The sequence below is a fragment of the Streptomyces sp. NBC_00335 genome (assembly GCF_036127095.1).
In the GTDB taxonomy this organism is placed as follows: domain Bacteria; phylum Actinomycetota; class Actinomycetes; order Streptomycetales; family Streptomycetaceae; genus Streptomyces.
Genome location: NZ_CP108006.1, coordinates 4964948 through 4977671 on the forward strand (window position 1 = coordinate 4964948; position 12724 = coordinate 4977671).

The 12724-nt window shown below is 70.3% G+C and carries 14 protein-coding genes; 3 read left to right on the forward strand and 11 right to left on the reverse strand.

From position 1 onward, the window contains the following. Nucleotides 1-36: 36 nt before the first annotated feature. The 3 genes from OHA37_RS22460 to OHA37_RS22470 are packed head-to-tail and all read right to left on the reverse strand — an operon-like array spanning nt 37 to nt 2479. The gene (locus OHA37_RS22460; protein ID WP_266907899.1) at nt 37-1095 is read right to left on the reverse strand and encodes an ArsO family NAD(P)H-dependent flavin-containing monooxygenase; all 1059 of its coding nucleotides are present in this window, start codon (nt 1093-1095) and stop codon (nt 37-39) included. Next, a complete protein-coding gene (arsB, locus tag OHA37_RS22465) occupies nt 1092-2168 on the reverse strand; it encodes an ACR3 family arsenite efflux transporter (protein WP_266907900.1) in 1077 nt (358 codons plus the stop codon). Before arsB ends, OHA37_RS22460 begins: the two co-directional genes overlap by 4 nt. Further along, entirely contained in the window at nt 2168-2479 is a 312-nt protein-coding gene (locus OHA37_RS22470; RefSeq protein WP_266907901.1) for an ArsR/SmtB family transcription factor, read from the reverse strand. The genes arsB and OHA37_RS22470 overlap by 1 nt, the downstream gene beginning before the upstream one ends. Before the next feature lie 107 nt (nt 2480-2586). On the opposite strand from OHA37_RS22470, the gene OHA37_RS22475 reads away from it, so the two are divergent. Next, nucleotides 2587-3018, forward strand: coding sequence for an arsenate reductase ArsC (locus OHA37_RS22475; RefSeq protein ID WP_266907902.1), 432 nt, complete (start codon nt 2587-2589; stop codon nt 3016-3018). A gap of 7 nt (nt 3019-3025) precedes the next feature. Further along, nucleotides 3026-4018 carry a thioredoxin-disulfide reductase gene (gene trxB / locus OHA37_RS22480; RefSeq protein ID WP_266907903.1) on the forward strand — a complete coding sequence of 331 codons (993 nt, stop codon included), beginning with the start codon at nt 3026-3028 and terminating at the stop codon, nt 4016-4018. 141 nt (nt 4019-4159) lie between these two features. Here trxB and OHA37_RS22485 read toward each other — a convergent pair whose 3' ends face one another. From OHA37_RS22485 to OHA37_RS22495, 3 genes are read right to left on the reverse strand one after another with little or no spacing between them, the layout of a single operon-like run. Continuing rightward, the gene (locus OHA37_RS22485; RefSeq protein ID WP_266907904.1) at nt 4160-4852 is read right to left on the reverse strand and encodes an ATP-binding cassette domain-containing protein; all 693 of its coding nucleotides are present in this window, start codon (nt 4850-4852) and stop codon (nt 4160-4162) included. Then, the gene (gene pstC / locus OHA37_RS22490) at nt 4840-6690 is read right to left on the reverse strand and encodes a phosphate ABC transporter permease subunit PstC (RefSeq protein WP_266907905.1); all 1851 of its coding nucleotides are present in this window, start codon (nt 6688-6690) and stop codon (nt 4840-4842) included. The genes OHA37_RS22485 and pstC overlap by 13 nt, the downstream gene beginning before the upstream one ends. A gap of 2 nt (nt 6691-6692) precedes the next feature. Further along, nucleotides 6693-7610 (reverse strand): phosphate ABC transporter substrate-binding protein, encoded by a 918-nt coding sequence (locus OHA37_RS22495; protein ID WP_266907906.1) that lies wholly within the window; start codon nt 7608-7610, stop codon nt 6693-6695. 251 nt (nt 7611-7861) lie between these two features. Here OHA37_RS22495 and OHA37_RS22500 point away from each other — a divergent pair, with 251 nt between their 5' ends. Further along, nucleotides 7862-8251, forward strand: a complete 390-nt coding sequence (locus tag OHA37_RS22500; protein WP_266907907.1) for an ArsR/SmtB family transcription factor — start codon at nt 7862-7864, stop codon at nt 8249-8251. 3 nt (nt 8252-8254) lie between these two features. Here OHA37_RS22500 and OHA37_RS22505 read toward each other — a convergent pair whose 3' ends face one another. Genes OHA37_RS22505 through OHA37_RS22525 form a run of 5 tightly spaced genes read right to left on the reverse strand, consistent with a single transcriptional unit; the run spans nt 8255 to nt 12573 of the window. Next, the gene (locus OHA37_RS22505; RefSeq protein ID WP_266907908.1) at nt 8255-8962 is read right to left on the reverse strand and encodes a glutamine amidotransferase-related protein; all 708 of its coding nucleotides are present in this window, start codon (nt 8960-8962) and stop codon (nt 8255-8257) included. Continuing rightward, nucleotides 8959-9354: a hypothetical protein gene (locus OHA37_RS22510; protein WP_266907909.1), complete on the reverse strand. Its 396-nt coding sequence runs from the start codon at nt 9352-9354 to the stop codon at nt 8959-8961. Before OHA37_RS22510 ends, OHA37_RS22505 begins: the two co-directional genes overlap by 4 nt. Then, complete coding sequence (gene gpmI, locus OHA37_RS22515; protein WP_266907910.1) at nt 9351-10913, reverse strand: 2,3-bisphosphoglycerate-independent phosphoglycerate mutase; 1563 nt, start codon at nt 10911-10913, stop codon at nt 9351-9353. Before gpmI ends, OHA37_RS22510 begins: the two co-directional genes overlap by 4 nt. Then, entirely contained in the window at nt 10910-12220 is a 1311-nt protein-coding gene (aroA, locus tag OHA37_RS22520) for a 3-phosphoshikimate 1-carboxyvinyltransferase (protein ID WP_266907911.1), read from the reverse strand. Before aroA ends, gpmI begins: the two co-directional genes overlap by 4 nt. Before the next feature lie 35 nt (nt 12221-12255). Then, nucleotides 12256-12573: a hypothetical protein gene (locus OHA37_RS22525; protein ID WP_266907912.1), complete on the reverse strand. Its 318-nt coding sequence runs from the start codon at nt 12571-12573 to the stop codon at nt 12256-12258. Nucleotides 12574-12724: the final 151 nt, after the last annotated feature.

The following is a 12724-nucleotide window of genomic DNA, read 5'->3' on the forward strand; positions in this document are numbered from 1 at the left end:
CACGGATCGGGGCGAGCCGGGACCGCCACCGGCGTCTTACGGCTTGAGGAGATCCGCGATCTCGCGCGCCGCGTCCCGTGCCGGGCGGCCGACGCCGATGAGGGTGGCGGAAGCCGGGCCGGTCCAGTCGCCGTAGCCGAGCAGGTGCAGGCGCGGCTCGTCCGCGGCGCGGGTGCCGACGGTGGCGATGTGGCCGCCGCTGCCGCGAAGGTGCAGCGGGGCGAAGTGGGCCAGGGCGGGGCGGAAGCCGGTGCACCAGATGATCGCGTCGGCCTGGGCGCTCGTGCCGTCCTGCCAGACGGCGCCGTCTGGGGTGAGGCGGCTGAACATCCGCTGGGCGTGCAGGAGTCCGGCGTCCCGGGCCGTGCGGACCGGGGGTACGGCCACGATGTCGCCGAGCGAGGCGATACCGCCGGTGTCGGTGCGGCCGGCGTCCAGGGCGCGGCGGCGGGCGGTGGCGGCGTCGAAGAGGGCGCGGCCGTCGATGTCGTCCGGGAGGTAGCGGGGCGGGCGCTGCGTGACCCAGGTCAGGTCCGCCGTCCCCGCGAGGTCGGCGGCGATCTGGGCGCCGGAGTTGCCACCCCCGACCACGATCACCCGCTGCCCCGCGAACTCGCCCGGGCTGCGGTACTGCACGGTGTGGAGCTGGCGACCCGCGAACTCGCGGCGGCCCGGGGTGGCGGGGAGGAAGGGCCGCGTCCACGTGCCGGTGGCGCTGATGACCGCGCGGGCCTGCCAGTCGCCCGTGTCGGTCTCGACCCGCAGGTGCTCGCCGTCGCGGTGGACCGCGTCGACCGATACGCCCCGCCGGACGGGAAGTTCGTACCGCTTCTCGTAGTCGGCGAGGTACGAGACCACGTGCGCGGCGTCGGGATAGACCTCCCCCTCCTGCGCGGGCATGAAGCGGCCGGGCAGGGAGGAGTAGGCGGCAGGGGAGAAGAGGTGCAGCGAGTCCCAGGTGTGCTGCCAGGCCCCGCCCGCGCCCGCCTGGGCGTCGAGGATGGTGAACTCGACGCCCAGGCGGCGCAGGTGGTAGCCGGCGGCGAGCCCGGACTGGCCGCCGCCGATCACCACCACATCGGTACGGGAGGTCATGCGGCTGCCGTGAACTTCTCGCGCCAGGCGAGGGACACGTAGACCAGCGCGATCAGGACCGGGACCTCGATCAGCGGGCCGACGACTCCGGAGAGGGCCTGGCCGCTGGTGACGCCGAAGGTGGCGATGGCGACCGCGATGGCCAGCTCGAAGTTGTTGCCGGCCGCCGTGAAGGCGAGCGTCGTGGTGCGGTCGTAGGCGAGGCCGATGGCCTTGCCGAGGGCGAAGGTGCCGAACCACATCACCGCGAAGTACACGAGGAGCGGGAGCGCGATGCGGGCCACGTCCATGGGCTGCGAGGTGATGTTCTTGCCCTGGAGGGCGAAGAGGATGACGATCGTGAAGAGCAGGCCGTAGAGGGCCCAAGGGCCGATCTTCGGAAGGAACTTCGACTCGTACGCGGCGCGGCCGAGCTTCTTCTCGCCCAGGCGGCGGGTGAGGAACCCGGCGAGCAGCGGGACGCCGAGGAAGATGACGACGTTCAGCGCGATCTTCCACATGGAGATGTCGAGGTGCTCTCCCTTGCCGAGCCCCAGCCAGCCGGGCAGCAGGTCGAGGTAGAACCAGCCGAGGACTCCGAAGGCGATGACCTGGAAGACGGAGTTGAGGGCGACCAGGACGGCGGCGGCCTCGCGGTCGCCGCAGGCGAGGTCGTTCCAGATGATGACCATGGCGATGCAGCGGGCCAGGCCGACGATGATCAGGCCGGTGCGGTACTCGGGCAGGTCCGCCAGGAAGATCCAGGCGAGGGCGAACATCACGGCCGGGCCGACGAGCCAGTTGATGACGAGTGAGGAGACCATGAGCTTGCGGTCGCCGGTGACGGAGTCGAGCTTGTCGTACCGGACCTTGGCGAGGACCGGGTACATCATGACCAGCAGGCCGACCGCGATGGGGAGCGAGATGCCGCCGATCTCGACCTTCGCAAGCGTGTCGTTCAGGCCGGGGATCAGGCGGCCGAGCCCGAGGCCGAGGCCCATGGCCAGCAGGATCCAGACCGCCAGGAAGCGGTCCAGGGTGGAGAGCTTGGCGACGATCGAGCTGTCCTCGCGGACAGGCGCGGTCGTGGTCATCAGCAGGCTCGCTTTCGGTTTGTCTCATAGGTGGTGCGAGCGGTGGCGGCCAGCTCGCCGAAGGAGTCCGCGAGGGCCTCGATGACCTCGGGCTTCAGCTTGTAGTAGATGAACCGGCCACAAGGCTCGGTCTCGACGACGCCCGCCTCCCGCAGCACCTTCAGGTGGTTCGAGAGGTTCGTCTGCCGCGCGCCGGTTTCCTCCACGAGGTGGGTGGTGCAGAGGGTCTCGCGGGCGAGCAGGGTCACGATCTGGAGCCTGATCGGGTCGGCGATCACTCGGAGCAGATCAGTGGTGGCTGACGTCATCATGCACTGATACTCTCACATCATTCGGGGCTGACACCAGTCGAGGATGACCTCTCCCGGGAGGTCTCCGGCGCTGCGCCCCGTAGCCCGCGCCCATGAAGGAAGAGCTGATGACCTCCACCCCGCTCGCGTCCGTGCTGTTCGTCTGCATCCACAACGCAGGCCGCTCGCAGATGGCCGCCGGCTTCCTGCGGCACCTCGCGGGCGACCGTGTCGAGGTCCGCTCCGCAGGCTCCGTCCCCGGAGACCAGATCAACCCCTCCGCCGTGGCCGCCATGGCCGAGCTCGGGATCGACATCTCGGACCAGAAGCCGAAGGTCCTCACGCCGGAGGCCGCGAAGGCCTCCGACTACATCATCACCATGGGCTGCGGCGACGCCTGCCCGTACTTCCCCGGCAAGACCTACCTCGACTGGCAGCTGGAAGACCCGGCAGGCCAGGGCGTCGAGGCCGTACGACCCATCCGCGACGAGATCAAGGGCCTGATCGAGGGCCTCGTCGCAGAGATCGACGCCAAGAACACGAAGAAGCAGGAGAGCTGACCGCATCATGACGACGAACACCGAGGCCGGCACCGACGAGGTGCGCGAGGTCATCATCATCGGCTCCGGCCCGGCCGGCTACACGGCTGCTCTCTATACGGCCCGTGCCCAGCTGAAGCCCCTGCTGTTCGGCAGTTCCATATTCGTCGGCGGCTCGCTCACCACGACCACCGAGGTCGAGAACTTTCCCGGCTTCCCCAGCGGCATCGACGGCCCGGACCTGATGGACAACATGCGGGCGCAGGCGGAGAAGTTCGGCGCCGAGATGATCGACGACGACATCGTCTCCGTCGACCTCGGTGGTGACATCAAGCTGCTGACGGACTCCGAGGGCACCGTCCACCGTGCGAAGGCCGTGATCATCGCGACCGGCTCCGGCTACCGCAAGCTCGGCCTGCCGAACGAGGACGCACTCTCGGGGCGCGGAGTGTCCTGGTGCGCCACCTGTGACGGGTTCTTCTTCCGCGACCGCGACATCGTCGTGGTCGGCGGCGGCGACACCGCCATGGAGGAGGCCACCTTCCTCACCCGCTTCGCCCGCTCGGTCACCATCGTCCACCGCCGCTCCACCCTGCGCGCCTCCAAGGCCATGCAGGACCGGGCGTTCGCCGACGACAAGATCTCCTTCGCGTTCGACAGCGAGGTCGCCGAGATCAAGGAGACCGGCGGCATGCTCTCCGGTGTCGTCCTGCGCGACGTCCTCACCGGCACGACGCGCGACCTGGACGTGACGGGCCTGTTCGTCGCCATCGGCCACGACCCGCGTACGGAACTCTTCGCCGACCAGCTCGAACTGGACGGGGAGGGCTACCTCAAGACCCAGGCCCCCACGACCCGTACGAACATCCCCGGCGTCTTCGGCGCGGGCGACGTGGTCGACCACATCTACCGCCAGGCCATCACCGCGGCCGGCTCCGGCTGCGCCGCCGCCCTGGACGCTGAGCGGTACCTGGCCGCGCTGGCCGACGTACGGGTGGAAGCCCTCGCGCCGGTCGCGTGAGGGAAGGGGCCGACGGTGTCCCCGTCGGCCCCCGTAACGCACTCCGGGCCCGCTCCATCGTGATTGCGACACGACGGACCGGGCCCGGTTCTCATTTCCTGCTGCGGTGCTGCGGTGCTGCGGTGCTGCGGTGCTCCGTGCTCAGGCGGCTGCCGCCGGAGAGCACGTCAGGGTTTCCGGCAGCTCCAGGCGTACCGTGCGGTCGCAGAGACGCTCCACCTGCGCCGGATCGTGCGAGACGAGCAGGACCGTGCGGTTGCCGCGGAGGGCGGCCACCGACTCCTCGACCGTGTCCCGGCTCCGCTCGTCCAGCGCGCTGGTGGGCTCGTCCAGCAGGAGCGCCGCCGGTTCGAGGGCCAGGGCGCGGGCCAGACACAGCCGCTGACGCTGTCCGTTGGAGAGCGACTGGGCAGGAGAGTCCAGCCGGTTGCAGACCTCGTTCCACAGGCCCGCTTCCTTCAGGGCCTGTTCCACCCGGTCGTTCAGGTCGGCCCGGGACGCGCGCACCAAGTGGCGCAGCCCGAAGAGGGCGTTGTCCAGAATGCTTCCACCGAAGACGACGGGCGTCTGCGGCACCAGGACGACCGTGCTCCGCAGGCCGGAGTCGCCCTTGCCGTGACGGAAGGGGCGTCCCAGCACCTCTAGGTGGCCGTCACGGGTGAGGCCGTGGGGCAGCAGGTCGACCAGGGCGCGCAGCACCGTCGACTTGCCGGCGCCGGAAGGGCCGCACAGTCCCGTGGTGGAGCCCTGCTTCAGGTCGAAGGTGACAGGTCCCACCAGGGTCTTCTTGCCGTCGAGGACCCGCAGGTCGCGGACGGATATCACGTGGTCCATCGTCGTGCTCCTTCGAAGCGGTTGCGCAGGGCCACCGCCAGGCTGAGAAGTACTGCGGTGATCAGGACCAGGACCAGGGCACTGCCCCACGCTTGAGTGATCGCCTCGGGGGCACCCGAGTCCTGGGACAGGGTGAAGATGTGGGTCGGCAGAGCCTGCACCGGGGCGTTGACGATCCCGGTCGGCAGCGCGGGCGCCCCGAAGAACACGGTGGCGGTGAAGATCAGCGGGGCTGTCTCTCCCGCCGCGCGGGCCAGGCCGAGCAGCAGGCCGGTGAGGGTGGCCGGCCAGGTGTACGGGATGACCACGGAGCGGACGTACTGCGCACGGGTCAGGCCGAGTGCCAGGGCGCTCTCGGTGATTTCGGGCGGCATGCTCCGGATGCGACCGGCTGTGGTGAGGGCGATGACCGGTACGACCACGGGCACCAGCACGATGGCCCCTGCCAGCCAGGACCGGCCCCAGCCCATGGCGGACGAGAACAGGACGTAGCCCGCAAGGCCCAGCAGGATCGTGGGAGTTCCCCCGATGGCGACCGTGAGGGTCTCCAGTACGCGCGTTGTCTTCCCTGACGCCCGGATGCCGATCAGGACACCTGCGGCATAGCCGAGGGGCAGGGCGATCAGCGCCGTGGTCGCCAGCAGCAGGAGCGTGCCCAGGATCTGGTCGCGTACCCCGCCGCCGGCAGCGCCGGTCGAGGGTGAGAACCAGAAGGCCGGGTTGAGCGCGGAACCGCCCCGTGTCAGCAGGATGGCGAGCATTCCGAGGAGCAGGGCTCCCGGCAGCGCCAGCGCCGCCATCCGCAGCACCGTCGTGAAGCGGTCCCGCGGGATGCGCATGCGGCCGGCGGCCCCGTGGCCGCGCAGGCCGCGCTTCGCGGGACGGACCGAGGACTTTCGGGTGCCCCACACGGTCGCCGCGGCCACCAAGAGGAGCAGGATGATGCCCAGGGCGCACAGCGCCGCGAAGTAGGGGCCGGAGGTGCCGGCGAGCATCGGCTCGGGGCCGGCCAGCTTGGTGGTCAGGGTCTGGCCGGGGCGGACCAGGGAGGAGAAGAAGTCTCCAGGCGAGCCCGGGAGCCTTCCGTCGGCGCGGCCGATGACCATGAAGACCGCGATGGCCTCGCCGAGTCCGCGGGCCAGGCCGAGCAGGACGCCTGCGCGCATGCCCGCGCGGGCCTGGGGCAGTACGGCTGACCGTACGACCTCACGGCGGGTCAGACCGAGGGAGTACGCGGCCTCCCGGTAGCGGGCGGGGACGGCCGACAGGGCGTCCACGCTGACCGCGACGATCGTCGGCATGATCATCACGGCGAGGACGATGCCGGCGGCGAGCAGACTGTCGCCGCCCGGTACGTCACCCAGCATCGAGACGAACGGCCGGATCACCATGATGCCGATGAGGCCGTAGACGATGGAGGGGACCGCCGCCAGCAGTTCCACGCTCAGCCGCAGGGGCCGGGCGAAGCGCGGTGACAGGTACTCCGACAGGGCGATGGCCGCGGACCAGCCGACCGGGACGGCCAGCAGCAGTGCCAGGACGCACACGACGGCCGAGCCGTAGATCATGGACAGGGCGCCGAAGGCCCCGTTCACCGGGCTCCAGGACGGGTCGGAGACCAGGTTGAGCCAGTCGACGTCACCGCTCGCGATGCCGGTGGCGAGGTATCCGACCAGTACCGCCAGGACGAGGACCACCGAGAACATCCCGGTGTACACCCATCCCCACACCCATCTGGCCCGCCGCGGGCGGCCGCCCCGGACGGGCGGCCGCGACGCGGTGGTTTCTGGCGTGGTGGGTCCGGGCGCCTCGACCGGGCGCTCCAGAGTGACGCTCACCGTCAGAGACCCATCTGCTGACGGGTCAGGTAGCCGTGCTTCGGGAGGAGCTTCTGGCCCTCGGCCGAAAGCAGGTAGTCGATGTACTGCTTGACGGAGCCCTTCGGCTGCCCGTCGGTGATCATGAACAGGGGTCGGGTCATCGGGTACTTGGAGGACGCGACGTTCTCCAGGGTCGGTGCGACGCCGTCCAAGGGCACGGCCACCAGGCCGTCACGGCCATCGATGAAGCCGGTCGACAGGGGGGCGATGGAACCCCGGGTGGACTCCAGCTTGTTGCGGGTCTCCAGGTTGCCGCCGACCACCGCGTAGTTGGCGGACTGCGGGGGCAGCGGGGGCTTCCCCTTGCCGTAGACGAACTTGTCGAGCACCTCGCGGGTACCGCGACCGGGCTCCTTGTCGTAGACGAAGACGTTCAGGTCCGGGCCACCGACCTGCTTCCAGTTGGTGATCGTCCCCTCGAAGAGGCCCTTCACCTGCTCCTTGGTGAGGTTCTTGACGCCCCCGTCGGCGACCTCCTTGGTGATGATGATGCCGACCGCGTCCGCGCCGATCTGCGTCGTGACGAAGTCGGTGTTGGGGTAGGTCTTCTTGTCCTCGTCGGACAGGGGCTTCGAGCTCAGCGCCACCTGGATCTGCTTGGAGCCGAGCTGGGAGATGCCGCCGGCGGAACCGCCCTGGGTGGCCACCGTGATCTTCAGGCCCTGGCCCTTGAGGGCCTCGGCGGCGTCCGATGCGACCGGGGCAACGGTGGTGGATCCGCTGGCCTGCACCGCGGAGGAGCTGGCCTGGGCGGAACCGGCGCAGCCGGTGAGCACGGTGGCGAGGAGCAGCGCGGCGGACGAGGCGACGCCGGCCTGCTTCTGCTTTCTGGTGAGGAGGGACGGCGTGCGGTGGAGCGTGGTGGTCATGGCAGACATGGCGGTGCCTTTGCTGGTGAACGGTGGGTGGACTACGGGTGGGTGGAGGACGGGCCACCCTGGTGATCAGGAGTCTGATCGGTGGGAGGGTGCCGGAGAAGAGGTTCCGTGTGGCATGAACCGCTTGCGGCACCCACCTGCCGATCGGGGGCCGGAGGCTAGTCGGGATCCGGCTTAATGACGGTCAAACAATGGGTGAACAGAACGATCTTCGACGTGGGCGTTCAGCTGGTGGACGTAGGCTGACCTGTATGTCCGTAGAACAGGTGACCGGGCAGCCCCCTCGGCTCCTTGCGTTCATCGACGAGGATCCGACGTGTGGGCCGCCCCTCGAAGTGGATCCGCTGCCCAGGGAGCGGGCCGAGATTCTCGCGCGAACCCTGAAGGGCCTGTCCGATCCGACGCGTCTGCAGATCCTCAGCGTCCTGCTCGCCGCTCCCGACGGCGAGGCGTGCGTCTGTGACCTGACGCCGCTGCTGGGTCTGGCCCAGTCCACGGTCAGTCAGCACATGAAGGTCCTCTCGGACGCCGGCCTGGTCACGCGCAGGAAGCGCGGAACCTGGGCCTGGTACGCGGTCGCGCCCGACCGGCGCGACGTGCTCAACACCCTCATCTGGGGCGACGCGGAGCAGCAGCCCTAGACGTCAGGCCGCGACGGCCGCACGGGCGGCCACTTCGGCCGCGAACGCCTTGATCAGCGGGTGGACGTTGCCGGGGCCGGAGACCAGCTCCGGCTGGAACAGCGTGCCGATGAAGAACGGGTGGCCGGGGACCTCGGCCGCCCGGGGTGCGCCTTCGGTGTCCCAGCCGCTGAACAGCACACCCGCGTCGGCCAGGCGCTCGACGAAGTCGGCGTTCAGGCCGTACTTGCAGTGGTACGTCTCGGTGGTCATCTCGGCGTCGTCGTAGACGGCGGCGAGCCGGCTGCCGGCCGTGAGCAGGAGCGGGGCCTGCTCGCCCGCCAGGCAGCAGGTGAGCGGCACGATCAGCGGGGTCGGTGCCTCGGGGTCGTACTGCACGTCGTCCGCGTCCGTGAGGCCGACGACGGTACGGGCGTACTCGATCAGCGCGTGCTGGAAGCCGCCGCAGGTGCCCAGGTAGGGGACGCCGTTCTCGCGGGCGTGCCGGACGGCGGACAGGACTCCGTCCTTGTTCTCGTACGGGGAGCCGGGCACGACCCAGATTCCGTCGAAGCCCTCCAGGGACTCGGGACCGGCGATGGTCTCGCTGGGCACCCACTCCGTGTCCACGTCGAGCTCGTGCCGGAAGCTGTCGAGCCGGGCGTGGGCGGGGGACTTGCCGTGGTCGCCGATCAGCGCGATGCGCGGGCGGGGGCCGGTGGCGGTGGTCATGCGGGCTGCTCCCGTGTCGTGTGGGTGGGCTTGTCTTCGTGCGTGATCCGCCCGAGGCGGACGTGTCCGTGGGGGGCGAGGCGTGCGACGAGGCGGCCGTCGCGCTCGCTGGTGGTGGAGGCACCGCCGAGGAAGAGCAGCGGGCCGTCTCCGGTCGGCAGCAGTGCCTCGGGGAACAGCTCCTGCTCGGTGTCGGTGCCGTTGCGCACGGTCAGGACGTGCGCCCGGCCGTCGGCGCCGCTGGCGACGTACGCCTCCAGGGCGGGGCTGCCGGCATCCACGGCACGTACGTCGGCGTCGTCGGCGAAGGCGGGGGCGAAGGCGGGGGCGAAGGCGGCCCCGCCAGGGGTCGACTGGGTGACGGGGGCGGTGGCGGTGGCGATTGCGGTCACAACAGACTCCGGCCGGTCATGGCGGGGCCGTTCGGGCGGCCCAGCAGGTGCAGGACGGTGGGTGCGATGTCGGCGAGGCTGCCTCCCTCGGCGAGGTTCTCGCCGGTGAGCTGCCCGGGGGCCGGGACGACGACCGCGGGAACGGGGTTGGTCGTGTGACCGCCGTACGGGAGCGGGGCGCCGTCGGGGCCGGGCTTGGACATGCGCTCGGCGTTGCCGTGGTCGCCGACGAGCAGGACCCAGCGGCCGGTCTCGGCGGCGGCGGTCAGGATCTTCTCGACCTCGCGGTCGGTGTGTTCGGCGGCCTTGACCGTGGCGTCGTGGTTGCCGGTGTGGCCGACCACGTCGATGTTGGCGAGGTTGGCGATCACGAGTGTCACGTCGTCACGCCGGGCGGCGGCGGTGATGGCTTCGGTGACCCGGGCGAGGTTCATCTCGGGCCGGGCGACGTAGTCGGGGGCGGTGTCCGCGGTGATGCGGACGTGCTCCTCGACCTCGCGGACGCGGTCGTCGCGGCCGTTGACGTAGTAGGTGACGTGCTCGAACTTCTCCTGCTCCGCGATGCGTACGGAGCGCAGACCGTGGGATTCGAGTGCGTCGGCCAGGCCGCCGGAGGCGTCCGCCCGCCCGACCAGGGCGGGGATGTCCGCCTTGGTGTCGTACTGGGTCAGGGACAGGACGTCGACGTCGGTGTCGGTGAGGATCTGGACGAGGTCGTCGGCGAGCTGCTGGATGCGGTCGCTGCGGAAGTTGGTGAACAGGACGGTGTCCCCGTCGCGGACGGTGGCGAGCGGCTCGCCGTCGGCGTCGGTGAGGACGGTGGGGGTGACCCACACGTCCCCGTTCTCGGCGCCGGCCAGCACCTGTCCGTAGTCGCGGGCGGTGGCGCCCTTGCCGTCGGTGATGGCCTCGCTGACCTTGGCGGTCAGCTCCAGGTCGCCGCTCTTGTCGAGGCCGTAGCCGCGACCCGAGACGGTGGCCAGGGCCCCCACGCCGCTGGCGGTGAAGAAGCTCTCGACGCGGGCCAGGTAGTGGCCGGCGGTGCGGTCGGCGACGTCGCGGCCGTCGGTGATGGCGTGCACCCACACGCGCTGCACACCGCGGGACGCCGCGATGGTCAGGAGCGCGCGGAGGTGGTCGACGTGGGAGTGGATCATCCCGTCGGAGACCTGGCCGACGAGGTGGAGGGCGCCGCCGTTGGATGCCAGCCGGTCGAGGGCCGCGGTCAGGCGCGGGTTGTCGCCGAGCTCCCCGTTGTCGATCTGCCGCTGGACCAGGACGCTGTCGTAGTCGAGCGGGCGGCCGGCGCCGATGACCATGTGCCCGATCTCGGAGTTCCCGACGGTGCCGGGCAACAGTCCTACGTGCTCACCGGAAGCCTCCACGACGGTGGAGGGGTGCTTGGCGGCGATGGCATCGAGGACGGGGGTGTGGGCGTTGGTGAGCGCGTTGCCGGGTCCGGGCGCGGCGTGGCCCCAGCCGTCGAGGACGAGCAGGATCCCGGGAGTGCCAGTGCCAGTGCCAGTGCCGGTACCGGTGTTGGTGTCGGTGTCGGTCATCGCAGGGTGTCCAGGGTGTTCCAGAAGGCCGGGAAGGACTTGGCGACGCAGCCGGGGTCGTTGATGACGACGCCGGGGGTGCGCAGGCCGATGATCGCGAAGGTCATGGCGATGCGGTGGTCGTCGTAGGTGTCGATGACCGCGCCGTGCGGGGTGCCGCCGTGGATGGTCATGGCGTCGTCGTACTCGTCGACGGTGATGCCCATCTTGCGGAGTTCGGTGGTGACGGCCGCGATGCGGTCGCACTCCTTGACGCGCAGGCTGGCGATGTTGGTGATGTGGGTCTTGCCCTGGGCGAAGGCCGCGACCGCCGCGAGGGACGGGACGACGTCGGGCATGGCGTCCATGTCGACCTCGATGCCGTGCAGTTCGCCACCCTTGACGGTGATCGAGTTCTCGGTGATCTCGACGTGGGCGCCCATCCGGCCCAGGACCTCGGCGAGGCCGACGTCGCCCTGGTGGGAGGTGGAGCCGATGCCCGGGATGGTGACCCGGCCGCCGAGGATCGCCGCGGCGGCGATGAAGTAGGACAGGCCGGAGGCGTCGGGCTCTACGACGGCGTGGCCGCCCTTGAAGGACTGGCCGGCCGGGACCTTGAAGCTGCGGTAGCCGTCGCGCTCGACCGTGATGCCGTGCTCGGCGAGGGTGGCCAGCGTCATCTCGACGTACGGCTTGGAGACCAGCTCGTCGACGATCTCGATCTCGGTGTCCTGCTGGGCGAGGACCGAGCTGATCAGGATCGAGGACGTGTACTGGGAGGAGATCGCGCCGGAGATCTTCGTCTTGCCGCCGACGAAGTTGCCGCCGGTGACCTGGATCGGCGGGGAGCCGTTGCCGCGCACCGCGACCGCCTCGACGCCGAGGGCCGGAAGGGCCGCGAGCAGGTCGCCGAAGGGGCGCTCCTGCATGCGGGTGTTGCCGGTGACGGTGGTGATGCCCTCGGCGAGGCCGGCCATCGAGATCAGGAAGCGCAGCGGGGTGCCCGCGCCGCCGACGAAGATGTCGTCCTCGGGGGCGACCATCGGCTTGCCGGTGGGAGTGAGGGTGAACCTGTGGTTGTCGTGGTCGACCTCGACGCTGACGTGCCCGAAGGAGGCGACGGCGTCGGCGAAGAAGATGGTGTCGTCGGAGACGAGGGCGCCGTCGATCACGCCGGTCTTGCCGTCGAGGGCGGCCAGAGCCGCGATGGCGATCTGCCGGTTGGTGTAGCTCTTCGATCCGAGGACGCGCACCTCGTGGTCGATCGAGTCGATGGTCTCGACGGCGAGCTGTTCGGCCTTCAGGCGGGGGTCGTTGAGAGCGCTCATGGGGTGGGACTCCTGATGCTGGGGTGTGATCTGGGTCACGCGAGTACGGCGCCCGAGCCGGGCATGGCGTCGGGAAGTTGGGGGGTGACGGCAATTCGCCACTGCGCCAAGGTGGGGCTGGAATTCAGCGCACGGCGGCAAATCTCGGCCGCTGCGGACAATGCGCCGTCGAGGCTGCTGGTGCGGTGGAAGAACGTCAGCTCGATGCGTCCGGAAGTCGTCTTCGCGTGAACGTGTTCGAGGTCGTCGCCCGGCATTGCCGCGGCCCAGACAATGTCCGTGACCACGGCCGATTCCAGCTTCGCGGCCTCGGCTTCGCGGGCGGCGACGAGCGTGGCGGTGGCCATGAACATGGGCCCTCCAGGCCGGGCGGTAAGTCCTGGTACGGACCACACGTGCTGATCTGCTTCGGCCTGAGTGACGGCGCTGTAGTGCTCCGTGTGGCGGCACTTGGGGCTGCAGCCATGTCCGCCGGCGGGCGAAAAGCCCAGCATGACCGCGGCG

Excerpts from the sequence above, each read along its gene's own strand:
- OHA37_RS22525 (WP_266907912.1), bottom strand. The coding sequence starts at position 12,573 with ATGTTCATGGCCACCGCCACGCTCGTCGCCGCCCGCGAAGCCGAGGCC.
- OHA37_RS22475 (WP_266907902.1), top strand. The coding sequence starts at position 2,587 with ATGACCTCCACCCCGCTCGCGTCCGTGCTGTTCGTCTGCATCCACAAC.
- OHA37_RS22505 (WP_266907908.1), bottom strand. The coding sequence starts at position 8,962 with ATGACCACCGCCACCGGCCCCCGCCCGCGCATCGCGCTGATCGGCGAC.
- OHA37_RS22470 (WP_266907901.1), bottom strand. The coding sequence starts at position 2,479 with ATGATGACGTCAGCCACCACTGATCTGCTCCGAGTGATCGCCGACCCG.
- OHA37_RS22460 (WP_266907899.1), bottom strand. The coding sequence starts at position 1,095 with ATGACCTCCCGTACCGATGTGGTGGTGATCGGCGGCGGCCAGTCCGGG.
- trxB (WP_266907903.1), top strand. The coding sequence starts at position 3,026 with ATGACGACGAACACCGAGGCCGGCACCGACGAGGTGCGCGAGGTCATC.
- aroA (WP_266907911.1), bottom strand. The coding sequence starts at position 12,220 with ATGAGCGCTCTCAACGACCCCCGCCTGAAGGCCGAACAGCTCGCCGTC.
- arsB (WP_266907900.1), bottom strand. The coding sequence starts at position 2,168 with ATGACCACGACCGCGCCTGTCCGCGAGGACAGCTCGATCGTCGCCAAG.
- gpmI (WP_266907910.1), bottom strand. The coding sequence starts at position 10,913 with ATGACCGACACCGACACCAACACCGGTACCGGCACTGGCACTGGCACT.
- OHA37_RS22485 (WP_266907904.1), bottom strand. The coding sequence starts at position 4,852 with ATGGACCACGTGATATCCGTCCGCGACCTGCGGGTCCTCGACGGCAAG.
- OHA37_RS22500 (WP_266907907.1), top strand. The coding sequence starts at position 7,862 with ATGTCCGTAGAACAGGTGACCGGGCAGCCCCCTCGGCTCCTTGCGTTC.
- OHA37_RS22495 (WP_266907906.1), bottom strand. The coding sequence starts at position 7,610 with ATGTCTGCCATGACCACCACGCTCCACCGCACGCCGTCCCTCCTCACC.